Raw genomic sequence first — 16,229 nt, 5'->3', positions numbered from 1 at the left:
CAAGCAGTTCTCCCCTCTCCCGCTTGCGGGGGAGGGGCCGGGGGAGGGGGCACCTTTCAGCCACGAAACCGCCTACGAGTCCCCCGGCCGAAACCCCTCAGCTCGCCGCGCCGCCGTCGAACCGCCGCAGCACGAGCGTCGTGTTCGCCCCGCCGAAGCCGAACGAGTTGGAGAGCACCACGTCCAGCTCCGCCGGCCGCGCCGCGTTGGGCACGTAGTCCAGGTCACAGTCCGGGTCGGGATTGTCCAGGTTGATCGTGGGCGGGATCATCCCATCGCGGATCGCCAGCACGCACAGGCTGGCCTCCACCGCCGCCGTGGCGCCCAGCGAGTGCCCCAGCATCGACTTGGTGGACGAGACCGGCACCCGGTCCGCGTGGCTGCCGAACACCGTGCGTACCGCCCGCGTCTCCGCCACGTCGCCGACGGGCGTGGACGTGCCGTGGGCGTTGATGTAGCTCACCTGCTCCGGCGCCAGGCCCGCGCTGCGCAGCGCCCGGCGCATCGCGCGCACGGCACCGGCGCCGTCCTCGGGCGGGGCGGTCACGTGGAACGCGTCCGCGCTCATCCCGAAGCCCATCACCTCGGCCAGGATGTTGGCGCCGCGCGCGCGGGCGGACTCCAGCTCCTCCAGGATCAGCATCGCCGCGCCCTCGCCGTGCACGAAGCCGCTGCGCTTGGCGTCGAACGGCCGCGAGGCCGTCTCGGGCGAGTCGTACTCGCTGGCCAGCGCGCGCGCCGCCGCGAAGCCCGCGTACGAGATGGGCGTCAGGCACGCCTCCGTGCCGCCCGCGATCATCATGTTCGCGTCGCCGCGCACGATGGCGTGGTACGCCTCGCCGATGGCGTGGTTGCTGCTCGCGCACGCCGAGACCGGGGCGTAGTTGGGGCCCGTCGCGCCGGTGCGCATCGCCACCTGGCCCGCGGCCAGGTTCACGATGCTGGCGGGGATGAAGAAGGGCGAGACGCGGTGCGCCCCCTTCTCGGCCATCACGTCGCGTGTCTCCATGATGCTGATCAGCCCGCCCATCCCCGAGCCGATGATCACGCCCGTCTCCTCCGGGTCGGGCACGGTGGACAGGCCGCCCAGGCCCGCGTCGCGCATCGCCTCGTCCACCGCCACCAGCGCGTACTGGATGAACCAGTCCATCCGCCGCGCCTCTTTGCGGTCGATCACCCCCTCGGGCGTGAACGCCTTGACCTCGCCGGCGATCCAGGCCGACGCGGGCAGGCCGTGCAGCTCGCAACGCGTGAGCGGCCCGATGCCGGAGCGGCCCGCGACGATGCCGGCCCACGTGTCTGGCGCGTTGTTGCCCAACGCGGTGACCATCCCCAGCCCGGTGACGACGACCCTGCGAGACACGTTGCGGAGCTTCCCGGTTGCTCGGTTCCCGAAAGAATGACGATCGCGGCAGCGGCGCCGCGCGTACGTGCTGCTACTCGGCCTTCAGCAGGCCCTTGCGGAGCGCGAAGCGCACCAGCTCGCTCCGGTGGTGCAGGCCCAGCTTCTCCATGATGCGGGCGCGGTACGTGTCCACCGTCTTGGGCGAGATGAACAGCTTCTTCCCGATCTCGCTGCTGCTGAAGCCCTCCACCGTGAAGCCCAGCACCTCGCGCTCGCGCTCCGTCAGCTTGTCCAGCGGGTCGTCCTCGCCCGGCGCCGTCTTCGCCTTCAGGCCGCGCAGGAGGAGCTTGGCCGCGCTGGGGTAGAGGAAGACGTCGCCGCGCGCCACGGTGCGGATCGCCTCGATCAGCTCCTCGTCGGCGCTGCGCTTGTTCACGTAGCCACTGCCGCCGGCCTCAAGCACGGGGAGCAGGTACTCCTCCTCGCCGTGCATGGTCAGCACCAGCACGCGCGTCTCCAGCTCCAGCGCCGCGATGCCGCGCACCGCCTCCAGGCCGCCCATCCCCGGCATGGAAAGGTCCATCACCACCACGTCGGGCTTCATCTGCGCCGCCTTGATCACGCCCTCCTCGCCCGTGCCCGCCTCGCCCACCACCAGGAAGCCGGGCTCGGCCTCCAGCAGGGCGCGCAGGCCGGCGCGCAGGACGGCGTGGTCGTCCACCAGCAGCACGCGGATCGGGTCTGGCATGTTCGGGGCGCGCGGGCTCGGGGTGCGTGCAGGGAGCGGCGGGAGCTATGTCGTTAGCGCGCCGGAAATTTCGTCCTTGCGGGCGCGGTTGGCAACCCTGGGCGCGGCGTCCGTTTCCGCCGCAGCGTGTTGGTGTTCCGTGTCATCGTAGGGCCCGCTGGGTTCGCGCATCACGGGCGCGATGCGGAGCCCTCCGTCGTGGCGGACCGCTCCGGAGCCGGCCGGGCGGTACTGCTGCCCGTCCGTCTCCTCCGCGGGGTCGGTGAGCCTCCTCCTCCGGCGGGCCGATACTGCCTGGCCCGCCTCCGTCCGGGGTCTCCCCGCCCGCTGCGCGAGCCCGCCGGCAGCGGCATCTCGCATTCGACCATCAAGCCCGGCGGTCTCGCTCCGCACATCATCTCACGGGTACGACGAACACCCAACGTATCCACCGCGCGTAGAACCCGACGCCCTGTAGGGCGCGGACCTGCGTGTCCGCCCGTCTCTCAGGCGCGGTGATCCGTTCGCACCGCACCTTCTCCCACCGCACCGTCGTACAATCGCGGTGATCGGTTCACCGGCGGCATTGCCCGATCGAGGCGAAGTGTCACCGCACCGATGCGCATCTACCGACCAGCCCGTCGTTGCCGCTCTTGCCTCTTGCGAGGATGCCTTCGCGCATGCCCCTCCGCGGGCCGGCACGTAGGCCGGAGCCCTACCGGTCGGTGGCGATATCGCTCAGGGGCTGGCGCGGCGGTTCGCGGAGGCAGGGAAGCGAAGCGCCGCCGCACCTACATCCGCTTCAGCAGCGCGTCCGGAGTCCACTTCGCCATGGCGGCGGAGAGCGCGGTGAACGAGCCCGTCAGCATCAGCACGCCCAGCGCGAGCAGAAGCACCCCGCTGATGCGGTTGATCCACGGCAGCCAGCGCCGCATGCGCTTGAAGCCCACCAGGAAACGCTCCAGCAGCACCGTGGCCAGCAGGAACGGGATCGCCAGCCCGGCCGAGTACGCCGCCAGCAGCCCCATCCCGTGCCCCACCGACCCGCTGGTGCCCGCCAGCGTCAGGATCCCGCCCAGCACCGGGCCGATGCACGGCGTCCACCCCGCCCCGAACGTCACACCCACCAGCACGGTGCCCAGGTAGCCCACCGGCTTGTCCGCCAGGTGCATCCGCCACTCGCGCTCCGCGCCGGGCAGGCGGAGAAGACCGAGCAGGTAGAGGCCGAGGAGCACCAGCAGCACGCCGCCGCCCACCTGCACCCACCGGCTGGCCCAGCGCAGCAGCGAGCCCAAGAAGGTGGCCGACGCGCCCAGCGCCACGAACACCAGCGTGAAGCCCAGCACGAACAGCACGCCGTGCAGCAGCACCGCGCGGCGCGCGCGCGACTCCTGCCCGCTCAGCTCGTCCAGGCTCATGCCCGTGATGAACGTCGCGTAGCTGGGCACCAGCGGCAGCACGCACGGCGAAAGGAAGCTCAGCAGCCCGGCGGTGAACGCCACCACCCAGCCCAGGGACGCAGCCTGCATTCGGAGTTCCGGAACGGTCGAAGGGGGGAAGCGCGGACGGACGGCCGCGCGGCGCGGGAATATGACACGGAAACGGGCTCCGGGACAGCGCCCGGAGCCCGTTCGCGCTCCCCTGCCGGCGCGGGTCAGCGCGCGCCGGCCGCCTCCGTGGCGGGCGACATCGACGGCATCAGCCGCTTCAGGCCCGTCATCAGGTAGTCGATCACCTCGCCCGCCGTGTACCCCATGCGGTCCGACCCGATGAAGCGGCGGATGTGCTTCAGCTCGTCGCCGCTGGTGATGAGCGGGGCCTCCAGCTCGCCGCCGTCGCGCACCTGCGGCTGGCCGATGGTGGCGAACAGCGCGTTGCAAAGGCACTTGCGCCCCACCGTGTCCGCGGCGTCGCCCCCCTTCTTCACGTACTGGTCCACCGGCTCGGCCGGGCAGCGGAAGCCCACGCGGCCCTTCGCGTCCTTGAACGCCGTGCGCAGGTAGCCCAGGTCGCAGATGCGCTCGCGCTTCTGGTAGACCGGCAGCTCCGAGACGGTGCCGCCCAGCTGCACCACCTTGAAGGGGAAGCCCGTGGGCGACGCGCGCCCGTCGGTCAGCACGTCGATACGGTCGTCCTGCGCCTGCTGGATCACCTCGCGCTTCAGGTCCGGCCCGATGCCGCTCTCCTCGCAGTAGGCGAAGAGGGTGCCCACCTGGATGCCCGCCGCGCCGGCCTCGAGCGCCTGCTCCAGCCGCTCCGGCGAGCCCGCGCCGCCCGCCAGCCAGAACGGGAGGCCGTGGTCCTTCATCTTCTCCAGGTCCACCTCGTCGCGCTCGCCGTACTGCGGCTCGCCGCGCTCGTTCACCACCAGCTCGCCGCGGGGCGGGGCGTTGTGGCCGCCGGCCGTGGGCGCCTCGATGATGAAGCCGTCCACGCGGCCGTTCGCCTTCTTCGCCAGCATGGTCGCCAGCGAGTTCGAGGCGATGATGGGCAGGAAGTACGGGCGCTTCATCTCCACCGGCGGGTGCAGCGCGTGCGTGCGCGGGTCGAACGTCATCTCCACCGCCTCGCCGCGGTCCAGGCCGTCCACGTCCAGCTTGATGGAGGCCGGCTCGTGCGCCACGAAGCGGTCCAGCGCGCCCGGGATGTCCTTGGGGATGCCGGCGCCCATCAGCACGTAGTCGACCTTGGCCAGCATGGCGCCGTACAGCGTCATCAGGTTGGGCATCTGCACCTTGGTGAGCAGGTTGATGCCCACCACGCCGTCGTGCCCCTCCTTGGCCAGGTACACCTCCACGAAGCTGGAGAGCACCGTGAGCTGCTCGCGCACCTTGCTCACCACCTGGCGGTACATGGGCACCGCCTTGTACGGCTCGCCCTCCGCGCGCCCGTCCGGGTTGAAGTAGCGCTTCAGCACCTCGGCGCTCACCTCGGGAATGGGGAACGCGGCCATGGCGCGCCGCACGTGCCCGCCGATGTCGCCGTCCTGAAGGCGGCGCACGAGCAGCGAGTCCACGCAGGTGCCCGAGACCACGCCCATCTGGCCGCGCATGGAGACGGCCTTGGCGAGGACCCAGTTCGATACACCGACACCCATCCCGCCCTGGATGATCAGCGGGTGTGGCAGAGCAGCCGTCATAGCCTTGCCGGAGAATAAGTTACGAGGTCTTCCGGGGAAACGGAGATTCAATATACTCCATATCTGCCGGACGAGCAACACTTTACGCCACGCGCGCCCCGAGAATGAGCGCCGCTCACCCCTCCTCCGCGCATTCGCAGGAGCGGTGCCGTACTGAAAACCGGGCAGGTGCGCCGCGTCTGCATCGGATCGTGGACGGCTTTCCTTCTCTTCGCGGCAAGCGCAAGCCTCGTTCCGCTCGACCCCAATCCCCCGTCGCCGATCCGTCCATTCTCCGAGTCGGTGGATGGACCGATTTAGCAGGGTGATCCCAACGCCGCTCCATCGTCAACCCTGACCCGCCGCTGTTGGCGCCATGCGCGGCGGCGGCCTATCTTCGCTGCGCCTCCGATCATAGGACAGCCGGAGGCGAGTTGGACTCACGTAACCGACTTCAGCAGGGATAGATCGACATGGCTGCGCTTCCTCCCGCCACCCTCGAAGGGTGGTACGTGCTGCACCAAGCCTTCTCGTTTGACTGGAACGGGCTTCGGAAGATGTCCGAGGGCGAGCGCGCTGCTCTCGCGGCGGACGCGGAGGCGCTGTTCGCCGGCTTCGGAGCGGTGGCCGAGGGCTGGAGCGACCACTTCCGTCTCGTCGGCGGCGGGGCGGACGTGATGTTCGTGCACTTCCGCGCCAAGCTGGAGGAGCTGGCGGACGTGCAGCTCGCCGTCCGACGGTCCGCCCTCGGCGAGGTGCTGCGGCTGGAGCTGGACTACCTCTCCGTCACCGAAGCGGGGCTGTACCACGCCACGGCAGAGGCTGCGAAGGAGAACGCGCCGGCGAGCGACGGCTTCAAGGCCGCCATCAAGGCCGCGGGCGAGGCGGAGCTGGGCAGTCCGCACATCCGCACGCGCCTCTTCCCCCGCGTGCCGGAAGGGATGCGGTACGTGTCGTTCTATCCCATGAGCAAGCGCCGCGTGCCGGGGCAGAACTGGTACACGCTGCCCATCGACGAGCGCAACCGGCTCATGCGCGAGCACGGGATGACGGGCCGCGGCTTCGCCGGCCGCATCTTCCAGGTGATCACCGGCTCGGTGGGCCTGGACGACTGGGAGTGGGGCGTGACGCTCTTCGCCCGCGACCCGCTGGACTTCAAGCGCATCGTCACCGACATGCGCTACGACGAGGCCAGCGCGGAGTACGGCGAGTTCGGCGCCTTCTACACCGGCATCCGTTTTGCCTCCCCCGCCTGGACGGAGCTGCTCGGCGGCACGGGAACGTCCGTGTAGGCCGGGCAAGCCGGGGAAGATCCTTCCGCTCCGCGCCCGATTTGCGCCGGGCATCCGTCGACAGACATGATCTTCCGTGCGTCGCGAAGACGCACGGTTCGCCGGAACGCACGACGTCCGTTCCGGCGGCTTCACGGTCCCGGGCCACCCTGCGAGCACCACGGCTCCGCGCTGGCCCGGTGTACCGTACCACGCTACATTGCCCGGATGAACTGGACCCTCCCCTTCGCCGTCATCGGCGGCCTGGTGCTCTCCTTCTTCGCCGCGCTCGGCCGCTTCGCCACCTTCCTGGGGCAGACGGCGAGCGCGGCGACCAACGTGGGCACCTGGGGGCCGCTGCTGGTGCTCCAGATGCGGCGCCTGGGGGTGGACTCGCTGCCCATCGCCATCTTCCTCTCCACCTTCACCGGCATCGTGCTGGCGCTCCAGGCGTCGTACACGTTCACGGGCGCGATCCCGCTCTACTTCGTGGGCACGCTGGTGGGGAAGACGATGATGCTGGAGCTGGGGCCCGTGCTCACGGGCCTAGCGCTCAGTGGCCGAGTGGGCGCCAACATCGCCGCCGAGCTGGGCACCATGCGCGTCTCCGAGCAGATCGACGCGCTGGAGACGATGGCGTACAACCCCATCTCCTACCTCGTCGTCCCGCGCATCCTCGCCGCCGTATTGATGGTGCCGCTCATCGTCTCGTTTACCAACGCGTTCGGCATCGCGGCGGGGTGGATCACGGCGATCAACGTGCTGCACATGAGCACGGAGCAGTTCATCCACGGCCTGCGCCTCTTCTACAAGCCGTTCGACATCACGTACTCGCTCATCAAGTCCACCTCGTTCGGCCTGGTGATCACGGTGGTGGGCTGCTACGAGGGCTTCAACACGCAGGGCGGCGCCGAGGGCGTGGGCGTGGCGACCACCCGGGCGGTGGTGATCTCGTCGATGCTCATCCTCATGCTCGACGCGTTCTGGGCGGCGGTGCTTCTGTGAGCATCCACCTGGCGGACGTGCACAAGGGGTTCGGGCCCAAGAAGATCCTGCGCGGCCTGTCGCTGGACGTGGAGGACGGCGAGACGGTGTCGCTGGTCGGCTTCTCCGGCGCCGGCAAGTCGGTGACGCTCAAGCACATCGCCGGGCTGCTCAAGCCGGACAAGGGGACGGTGCACGTGGACGGCCTGTCCGTGCCCGAGCTGCCGCGCGAGGAGCTGTACAGGCTGCGCCTGCAGATGGGCTACGTCTTCCAGTTCGCGGCGCTGTTCGACTCCATGAGCATTGCCGACAACATCGCCATGGGCCTGCGTAAGCTGGGCACCATGAACGAGCACGACATCGCCGACCGCGTGACCGAGTCGCTGGGCCGCGTGGACCTGGAAGGCTTCGAGCGGCGCTTCCCGGCGGAGCTTTCGGGCGGGCAGAAGAAGCGGGCCGGGCTGGCGCGCGCCATCGCGTACCGGCCCAAGTACCTGCTGTACGACGAGCCCACCAGCGGGCTCGATCCCGTGACGACGACCGTGATCGACCGGCTGATCCAGCGGATGAGCCGCGAGCTGGGCGTGACCAGCCTGGTGATCACGCACGACATGGGCAGCGCGTACGACATCAGCGACCGCATCGCCATGCTCTTCGAGGGCAAGGTGGTGGAGGTGGGTACGCCGGACGAGATCCGCGCCACCACCAACCCCATCGTGCGCGGCTTCATCGACGGTGACCCGGACATGGTGGCCACCGGCGGGACGGACCTTTCCGACATGAGGAACGCATGACCGTGCCGCAGGGGACTGCCCGGAGGAGCGAATGAGGCTCAAGAACGAGGTGCTGGTGGGCATGACGGTGGTCGCCGCGCTGGTGGTGCTGGCCGGCGGCGGCTTCTGGATGAGCGGCCGCTCGTGGCGCCACGCGCCCGTGAAGATCGACGCCACCTTCCGCGCCGTGGGCACGCTGGCCAAGGGCAACAAGGTCAAGTACCGCGGCGTGGAGATCGGGCGGGTGGAGGAGATCCAGCTTGCCCCGCGTGGCGACGGCGTGTTCGTGAACATGTCCATCGAGCCGGGGCTCACCTTCCCGCCCGATGCCGGCGTCGTGCTCTCGCCCGAGTCGTTCTTCGGCGACTGGCAGGCCGAGATCGTGTCACGCTCGTGGCAGCCTGACCTCCAGTTCACGTACGCGAAGACGAGCGGCGTGCTGCCGGGCGCGACGCTGCCCGACATCTCCGAGCTCACCGCCGTGGCGGCCCGCATCGCCGGCGACATCGAGGTGCTGTCGAACCGCGTGCAGCTGGCGTTCACCGAGGAGACGGCGGTCAAGATCCGCCGCACCATCGAGAACGCCGAGGCCATCAGCGAGCAGCTGCGCGGCTTCATGGACCAGCAGACGCACACGTACAGCGACGTGTCGCGCAACGTGCTGGCCTCCAGCGCCAACATCCGCGACGCCACGGGCACGGCCAAGCTGGCCGCGGCCGACATCCGCGGCACCATCGGCAGCGGCGACGTGCGCACCATTTTGGCGAACGCGCGGCAGGCCAGCGAGAACCTGAACGCCTTCAGCACGCAGCTCTCCGCCGCCGCCGCCGGCATCCCCGGGCTGGTGACGCGGGCGGACACCACGCTGGGCTCCATCAACCGCACCGCCCAGCAGGCGGGGCAGGTGATGAACACGCTGGGCCCGCAGCTCCAGCAGGTGGGGCCCACGCTGCAGGAGGCGCAGCGCGCCATGCAGACGCTCCAGCAGGCGATGGCGAAGATCCAGGAAGGCCACGGCACGCTGGGCCGCCTGATCGACGACCCCGCGCTGTACGAGGAGACGCAGCGCGCCATCGTCACGCTGCGGCGGCTGCTGGCCGACCTCCAGGCCAACCCCGGCAAGTACGTGGGCCAGGTCAAGGTCTTCTAGGCGAGCGGGGACGCGCGGCGTCCGTGCGGGCCACGCCCGGCGCGCAGGACGGCGCCGGGCGGACCGTTTGGGTCGGTGGATGGGTAGATTCCGGAGATGGGCCGCGTGCGGCGCGGCGGCGACGAACCAGGCGGACGGACGGGGAAGAGCGACATGGCGCTGGTCGTCCAGAAGTACGGCGGGACGAGCGTGGGAAGCCCGGAGCGGATGCGCGCGGTGGCGAAGCGGGTGGCCGCGGCACGCAGGCGCGGCGACGACCTGGTCGTCGTCGTATCGGCCATGGGGGACACGACGGACGACCTGCTGCAGCTGGCCGCGCAGGTCACCGGCAGCGCGCGGCCGGGCGAGAGCCACCCGCGCGAGATGGACATGCTGCTCACCGCGGGCGAGCGCATCTCCATGGCGCTGCTGGCGATGGCGATCCGCGACGCGGGCGCCGACGCGCTGTCGTTCACCGGCAGCCAGGCCGCCATCATCACCGACGAGGCGCACACCGCCGCCCGCATCGTCCAGGTCCGCGCGGACCGCGTGCGCGCCGAGCTGGACCGCGGCCACGTGGTGATCGTGGCCGGCTTCCAGGGCGTGAGCCGGGCGAAGGAGATCACCACGCTGGGACGCGGCGGGTCGGACACCACGGCGGTCGCGCTGGCCGCGGCGCTGGAGGCCGACCGCTGCGAGATCTACACCGACGTGGACGGCATCTTCACCGCCGACCCGCGGCGCGTTCCCGGCGCCCGCATCATCCCGCAGATCTCGCACGTGGAGATGCTGGAGCTGGCCACGAGCGGGGCACAGGTCATGCACTCGCGCGCGGTCGAGATCGGCGCCCGCTTCGGCGTGGACATCCGCGTGCTCTCGTCGTTCGTGGACGACGAAGAGGAGGGCGGTGCCGGCCGCGGCACGCTCATCACCCGAACGCCCAGGCGGATGGAAGACCTCGTCCTCACCGGCATCGCCTCGTCCGGCGGCCAGGCCAAGATGGTGCTGCACGGCCTGCCCGCGGGCCTGCGCACCGCCACCGAGGTGCTGGCCTCGCTCTCGGAGCGCGGCGTGAGCGTGGACATGATCGTGGAGGCTGCCGAGGCCGGCGGCACCGTGCAGATCCAGGTGACCGTGGCCGAGCCTGCGCTCCCGCACGCGCGCGCCGTCGCCGCCGAGGTGCTGGGGCGCCTGGGCGGGCGCGGCGTGGACGTCGCCGCCGGCCTCTCGCGCATCGCGCTGGTGGGCAGCGGCATGCACGGCCGGCCGGGCGTCTACGCGCGCGCCTTCCGCACGCTGCTGGACGCCGAGGTCGAGGTGCACGCCATCTCCACGTCCTCCATCTCCATCACGCTGCTGGTGCCCGCGGACCGGGAAGACGACGCGCTGCGGGCGCTGCACTCCGCGTTCGAGCTGGAGATGACGGCGGCGGTCCCGGCCGGCGCCGGGGCGGGGGAGTAAGTCGTGCACGTAGCCGTCCTGGGAGCCACCGGCGCCGTTGGGCGCACCATGCTCAGCGTCCTGGCCGAGCGCGGCATGCCCGTCGAGCGGCTGACGCTGCTCGCCTCCGCGCGCTCTGCGGGAACGAAGGTAAGCTGGGGCGGGCGCGAGTGGACGGTCCAGGAGCCGCGCCCGGGCTCGTTCCGCGGAGCCGACTACGCGCTCTTCTCCGCCGGCGGCGCGCGGTCGCTCGAATGGGCCCCACGCGCGGCTGACGAGGGCGCCGTCGTGGTCGACAACTCGTCCGCCTGGCGGATGGACCCGCAGGTGCCGCTCGTCGTCCCGGAGGTCAACGCCGCCGCCGCGCTCGACCGGCCCAAGGGCATCATCGCCAACCCCAACTGCTCCACCATCCAGATGGTGGTCGCGCTACAGGCGTTGCACGCCGCCGCGGGGCTGTCGCGCGTCGTCGCGACCACCTTCCAGTCGGTGAGCGGCGCGGGGGAGACGGGGCGTGCCGCGCTGGCGGCCGAGCTTTCGGGAGACGGGGACGCGGAGTCGCCCTTCTCTCGCCGCATCGTCGGCAACTGCATCCCCCAGATCGGCAAGATCGACGGCGAGGGGTGGAGCGAGGAGGAGCGCAAGATGATCCACGAGACGCGCAAGATCCTGTGCCTGCCGGACCTGGCGGTCGCCGCGACCTGCGTGCGCGTGCCGGTGGAGGTCAGCCACTCCGTGCAGGTGATGGTGGAGACGGAGCGGGAGATGTCCGTCGATGACGCCCGTGCGGCGCTCTCGGCATTCCCCGGGATCGTCATGGCCGCGTCGGACGAGGCGTTCCCCACGCCGCTCGAGGCCGCCGGGCGCGACGAGGTGTTCGTGGGCCGGCTGCGGCGCGATCCGTTCCTGCCGCGCACCCTGCACCTCTGGATCGTCGCCGACAACCTGCGCAAGGGCGCGGCGACCAACGCGGTGCAGATCGTGGAGGGGCTGCGCGGTGGGTAAGCGGCGGCGCGGCGGAGGCGGAGGCGGCGCGCCGGGAGCGCAGCCGCGCGCGGTGGTCGAGACCAGCGCGGGCGGCGTCATCTACCGCTGGCAGGGCTCCACCGCGCACGTCCTCCTCATCCGCGACCGCTACCAGCATTGGGGCTTCCCCAAGGGCCACCTGGAGGGCGTGGAGACCGCGGCCGACGCCGCCCTGCGCGAGGTGGAAGAGGAGACGGGGCTGGGGCATCTGGTGCTCGGCCCGCGCTTGCAGACCATCGACTGGTTCTTCCGTTTTCGCGGGCGGCTGATCCACAAGTTCTGCCACTTCTACCTGATCGAGTCTCCCACCGGCGAGACGTGCCCGCAGCAGGAAGAGGGCATCACCGAGTGCATCTGGCTCCCGCTGCACGACGCGATTCGCTCCATCTCGTACGACAACGCCCGCGAGGTCCTGCGCCTCGCCGCCGAGCGTCTTGAACGCGCCGACGCCGAGGAAGCCGCCCAGCAGGCGGAGGCTGGCATGGAGCCGGAGTCCGGCGAGGCGCGCCGGGAACACGCGCCTCATCTACCGCGGCCGTGGGAGTAGCCCGCGCTGATCTCCGCTTGTCGCGACGAGAGAGATGGCGTGCACGTGGGTGGTTGACGGAGATGCGCATCAGGTGATGAAAACGAGAAGGGCGGCCCCGGAATCCGAGGCCGCCCTTTGTCGTTTTCGGGAGATGCGAGGCTTACTCGCTGGATCGCGAGCGGAGGCGCGTTCCCAGCCACAGGCCGATGGGCAGCGTCACCGCGGCGGCGGCGAGGCCCTTGGCTGCGTAGCTGGCGGTGGATGGGCGCTTCGGCGGCATCGCCCGGCCTACGGCCCAGCGCGCGGCCTTCATCATCGCCTGGGTGCGCAGGTCGCGCGTGGTGGGCACGGCCATAAGCGTGGGTGCGAGCCGCGCGGCCCGCTTGAGCAGATCGTTCATCGTTCCTCCAGGTCGGTGCGGGTTCGGTCACACACCCGCCGGTGCACGAACCGTGCGCGCCCCGTCTCCACATCGCCGCGATCATCAGCGTTGACTGCTAGATGCGCATCTCCGTGCGATTGCTGGAGATGTGGCACATCTACTTTCGCTCGTCGGACCCGCTGCGGAGCGGGTGACACGTCGGTCGCGATTCGATTCGTGGGATTGCGGATCGATGGCGCGGCGGCGACAATGTTTGCGTGCAAATGCCTATCGCCGGGATCGTGGAAGCCGTCCTCCCGCTGCTCGCAATCGCGGGCGGTGCGGCCGTGGGCTTCCGCCTGCTGCGCTCCGTCGTACGCTTCGGCATCACGCTCGCGGAGGGCACGGCCATCACCGGCCTCGCGGAGGTCAGCGCCCGCCGCGGCGATCTGACCACGCTGGCCGAGCACCGCGACCTCCAGCGGACCGTACGCCGCGCTCGCCGCCGCGAAGCCCTCCGCCTGGCTGCCTGGTTCCTCGTCCTCGTCGTTCCTGTGGCCCTTGCTGTCGCCACGCCGGTCTACGCCGCCGCCGCGCTTCTCTGGTTCGTCCCTGCGCGCCCGCTCCGCATCACCACCGTTCCCGCGCGTGAGCCGGAGTGATGCGCATCTACCCGCCGCATCCGTCGCCTGGCGGGTAAACCCGCGGCAACTAGGCACGCAGCCCACCTGCGTGGGCTGCGACCCCGAGATCGTCGTGCTGCGTCAAGACTCCGAAGCTGGGATTTACCGAGGACGTGCAACGAGGGAGCGAAGACGGCGCATCGTCTCCCATCCCTTCGTACATCTACCGATGTGCTCCCCACACACCTCGGCCGCACTACTGCCAATCGTCGAGCCGGGAACCCGCGGCTTCAGGGACGCAGGTAGCCTTTGCAGTGACAGCCGCGGCTTTTACCCGCCAGGCATCACTCACCAGGCCTGCGGCCGACGCGGATCGTCCCCCGCAGCTTACCTCCCGCTCGCCCTGCCGCACCGCTCGCCGGTAGCGTCGCCTTCATCCCCAGCTCGCGCACGAGGAACGCCCAGCGGTCGGCGGCCTCCTCGATCTGCATCGCCGTGGGCTTCCCCGCGCCGTGGCCCGCGCGCGTCTCGATGCGGATGAGCACCGGCGCGGGCCCGGCCTGCGCCGCCTGGAGCGCCGCTGCGTACTTGAACGAGTGCCCCGGCACCACGCGGTCGTCGTGGTCGCCCGTGGTGATGAACGTCGCCGGGTAGCGCGTACCCGGCCGGATGTTGTGCAGGGGCGAGTACGCGTACAGCGTGCGGAACTGCGCCGCGTCGTCGGCCGAGCCATAATCCGACACCCAGGCCCAGCCGATGGTGAACTTCTGGAACCGCAGCATGTCCATCACCCCCACCGCGGGCAGCGCCGCCCCGAACAGGTCTGGCCGCTGGTTCAGCACCGCGCCCACCAGCAGCCCGCCGTTGCTGGCGCCCGAGATCGCGAGCTTGGCGGGCGACGTGTAGCCCGTGCGCACCAGGTGCTCGCCCGCGGCGATGAAGTCGTCGAACACGTTCTGCTTGTTCGCCAGCATCCCGCCCTGGTGCCACTCCTCGCCGTACTCCGAGCCGCCGCGCAGGTTGGCCACCGCATACACGCCGCCCATCTCCAGCCACACCGCCACGGCCGGCGAGAAGCCCGGCGTCACGCTGCTGTTGAAGCCGCCGTAGCCGTACAGCAGCGTCGGGTTGTGCCCGTCCATGGCGATGCCGCGGCGGTGCGTGACGAACATCGGCACGCGCGTGCCGTCCTTGCTGTTGTAGAAGACCTGCTCCGTCACGTACGCCGCCGCGTCGAACCCCGTCCGCGGCGCCCACAGCGTCTCCGCCCGCCCCGTCGCGAAGTCGTAGCGCCACACCGCCGTGGGCGACAGGTACGAGCTGAAGGTGAAGAACATCTCCCGGTCCTCCGGCCGCCCGCTCACGCCCGACACCGTGCCGATCCCCGGCAGCGGCACGTCCTTCACGTGCGCGCCTTCCATCGAGTAGATGGAGAGCAGCGAGTGCGCGTCGTGCAGGTAGCTGGCGACGAGCTGGCCGTCGATCAGGTCCACGCCCTCCAGCGCGTCCGCCGTCTGCGGCACGATCGTGCGCCACGAGGACCGTGCGGGGCTGCGCGTGTCGACCGCGATCACGCGGCCGCGGGGGGCGCCCTGGTCCGTCTGGAAGTAGAACACCGGCCCCGCGTTCCCCACGAACGAGTAGCTGGCGTCGAACTCGTCCAGCAGCCGCACCATCCGCCCGTCGAACCGGGGCGCTGCCGGGTCGCCCAGGTCCATGAAGTGCACGCGGTTGCGCCGGTCCGTGCCCGTCGAGACGCTGACGACGAGGTAGCGCCCGTCGTGGCTCACCTGGCCGTACAGGCCCAGGTCCGGGTCGTCCGGCCGCTCGTACACGAGCACGTCCGCATCCTGGCCGGTGCCCGCGCGGTGGTAGTACAGCTTCTGGTTGCGCACCGCCTCCGTCAGCGCGTTGCCGCGGGGCGTGGGGTAGCGCGAGTAGAAGAAGCCGCGGCTGTCGTGCGTCCACGCCGCGCCGCTGAACTTGGCCCAGCTCACCTTGTCCGGCAGGTCGCGGCCCGTCGCCACATCACGCACCCGGAACTCCTGCCAGTCCGACCCGCCGGACGCCACCGAGTACGCCAGCAGCCGTCCATCGTCGCTCACCTCCGTCGTCGACAGCGCGACCGTCCCGTCCGTGGACAGGCCGTTCGGGTCCAGCAGCAGGCGCGGCTGGCCGTGCAGTGACCCCGTCTCATACATCACGGACTGGTTCTGCAGGCCCGTGTTCCGGAAGAAGAAGTAACGCGAGCCGCGACGCATGGGCGCCGTCCACCGCGGGTAGTTCCAGATGCGTGTGAGCCGCTGCGCGATCGCCCTGCGCTCGGGAATCGCGGCCAGGTAGTCGAACGTCACGCGGTTCTCCGCCTCGATCCACGCGCGCGTGTCGGGCGAGTCCGGGTCCTCCAGCCAGCGGTACGGGTCGGCCACGCGCGTGCCGTGGTAGTCGTCCACCTGGTCCACGCGCTTCGCGGGCGGGTACGCGCGGCCCTGGGCGGACACGGTCGCGGGCTGCGCGGACGAGAGGCTCATCGCCACCCCCGCCAGCGCGAGGGAGCGGGGAAGCGTTCGGCGTGCATCGTCTCTCATGCGTGTGTTGCTCCGGTGCGCGGGGCGGTGCGGAACGGGAGATGGAGGGCAGATTGGCGGACGGGCAAGCCTCGGCCGGATCCGCCCCGCCCACGATACCCGCCCCCGCCCGGACCTGCAAGCGCGTCCGCGCGCTCCCCTGCGCGTGCATACGTGTGAGGGCGAGCACGGAGCGGCGGAGCAGCGGGAAGGCGCGACCGCACGTCCGTCGATCGGCACGAGTCGATGCCCGATGGAAGAACGCCGTATCTAACGGTCGGGAGATGGGAAACCGCGGCGGCAGATGCGGGCGACCAGGCTCCGCAGAGGATGGGA

14 protein-coding genes are annotated in these 16,229 nt (G+C 70.7%); 8 read left to right on the top strand and 6 right to left on the bottom strand.

Annotated features, from left to right (window positions below; genetic code table 11):
- Nucleotides 1-97 precede the first annotated feature (97 nt).
- The 4 genes from fabF to VFE05_03510 form a co-directional block, all read right to left on the bottom strand.
- A complete protein-coding gene (fabF, locus tag VFE05_03525) occupies nt 98-1,363 on the bottom strand; it encodes a beta-ketoacyl-ACP synthase II (protein HET6229122.1) in 1,266 nt (421 codons plus the stop codon).
- 73 nt (nt 1,364-1,436) lie between these two features.
- Nucleotides 1,437-2,093, bottom strand: a complete 657-nt coding sequence (locus VFE05_03520; protein HET6229121.1) for a response regulator transcription factor — start codon at nt 2,091-2,093, stop codon at nt 1,437-1,439.
- Nucleotides 2,094-2,863: 770 nt separating this feature from the next.
- Complete coding sequence (locus VFE05_03515) at nt 2,864-3,601, bottom strand: cytochrome c biogenesis protein CcdA (protein ID HET6229120.1); 738 nt, start codon at nt 3,599-3,601, stop codon at nt 2,864-2,866.
- Nucleotides 3,602-3,726: 125 nt separating this feature from the next.
- On the bottom strand, nt 3,727-5,211 hold the full coding sequence (locus VFE05_03510) for a nitronate monooxygenase (protein ID HET6229119.1): 1,485 nt from the start codon (nt 5,209-5,211) through the stop codon (nt 3,727-3,729).
- A gap of 452 nt (nt 5,212-5,663) precedes the next feature.
- Here VFE05_03510 and hemQ point away from each other — a divergent pair, with 452 nt between their 5' ends.
- From hemQ to VFE05_03475, 7 genes are all read left to right on the top strand, one after another.
- A complete protein-coding gene (gene hemQ, locus VFE05_03505; protein ID HET6229118.1) occupies nt 5,664-6,482 on the top strand; it encodes a hydrogen peroxide-dependent heme synthase in 819 nt (272 codons plus the stop codon).
- Nucleotides 6,483-6,689: 207 nt separating this feature from the next.
- Nucleotides 6,690-7,466, top strand: coding sequence for an ABC transporter permease (locus VFE05_03500; GenBank protein ID HET6229117.1), 777 nt, complete (start codon nt 6,690-6,692; stop codon nt 7,464-7,466).
- Nucleotides 7,463-8,239 (top strand): ABC transporter ATP-binding protein, encoded by a 777-nt coding sequence (locus tag VFE05_03495; GenBank protein ID HET6229116.1) that lies wholly within the window; start codon nt 7,463-7,465, stop codon nt 8,237-8,239. The genes VFE05_03500 and VFE05_03495 overlap by 4 nt, the downstream gene beginning before the upstream one ends.
- Before the next feature lie 31 nt (nt 8,240-8,270).
- On the top strand, nt 8,271-9,368 hold the full coding sequence (locus VFE05_03490) for an MlaD family protein (GenBank protein ID HET6229115.1): 1,098 nt from the start codon (nt 8,271-8,273) through the stop codon (nt 9,366-9,368).
- Between the two features lie 153 nt (nt 9,369-9,521).
- Nucleotides 9,522-10,808 (top strand): aspartate kinase, encoded by a 1,287-nt coding sequence (locus VFE05_03485; GenBank protein HET6229114.1) that lies wholly within the window; start codon nt 9,522-9,524, stop codon nt 10,806-10,808.
- A 3-nt stretch (nt 10,809-10,811) separates the two neighbouring features.
- On the top strand, nt 10,812-11,792 hold the full coding sequence (locus VFE05_03480; GenBank protein ID HET6229113.1) for an aspartate-semialdehyde dehydrogenase: 981 nt from the start codon (nt 10,812-10,814) through the stop codon (nt 11,790-11,792).
- A gap of 52 nt (nt 11,793-11,844) precedes the next feature.
- Complete coding sequence (locus VFE05_03475; protein ID HET6229112.1) at nt 11,845-12,360, top strand: NUDIX hydrolase; 516 nt, start codon at nt 11,845-11,847, stop codon at nt 12,358-12,360.
- 142 nt (nt 12,361-12,502) lie between these two features.
- On the opposite strand, the gene VFE05_03470 is transcribed toward VFE05_03475, so the two are convergent.
- The gene (locus VFE05_03470) at nt 12,503-12,742 is read right to left on the bottom strand and encodes a hypothetical protein (GenBank protein HET6229111.1); all 240 of its coding nucleotides are present in this window, start codon (nt 12,740-12,742) and stop codon (nt 12,503-12,505) included.
- Between the two features lie 263 nt (nt 12,743-13,005).
- Between VFE05_03470 and VFE05_03465 the strand changes: the two genes are divergently transcribed.
- On the top strand, nt 13,006-13,365 hold the full coding sequence (locus VFE05_03465; GenBank protein HET6229110.1) for a hypothetical protein: 360 nt from the start codon (nt 13,006-13,008) through the stop codon (nt 13,363-13,365).
- A 305-nt stretch (nt 13,366-13,670) separates the two neighbouring features.
- Here VFE05_03465 and VFE05_03460 read toward each other — a convergent pair whose 3' ends face one another.
- Entirely contained in the window at nt 13,671-15,914 is a 2,244-nt protein-coding gene (locus tag VFE05_03460; GenBank protein HET6229109.1) for a prolyl oligopeptidase family serine peptidase, read from the bottom strand.
- Between the last annotated feature and the right edge of the window lie 315 nt (nt 15,915-16,229).

The organism is Longimicrobiaceae bacterium (assembly GCA_035696245.1).
Classification (GTDB): domain Bacteria; phylum Gemmatimonadota; class Gemmatimonadetes; order Longimicrobiales; family Longimicrobiaceae; genus DASRQW01.
The sequence above is the reverse complement of the archived record's forward strand: the minus strand, read 5'-3'. Positions and strand labels throughout refer to the sequence as shown.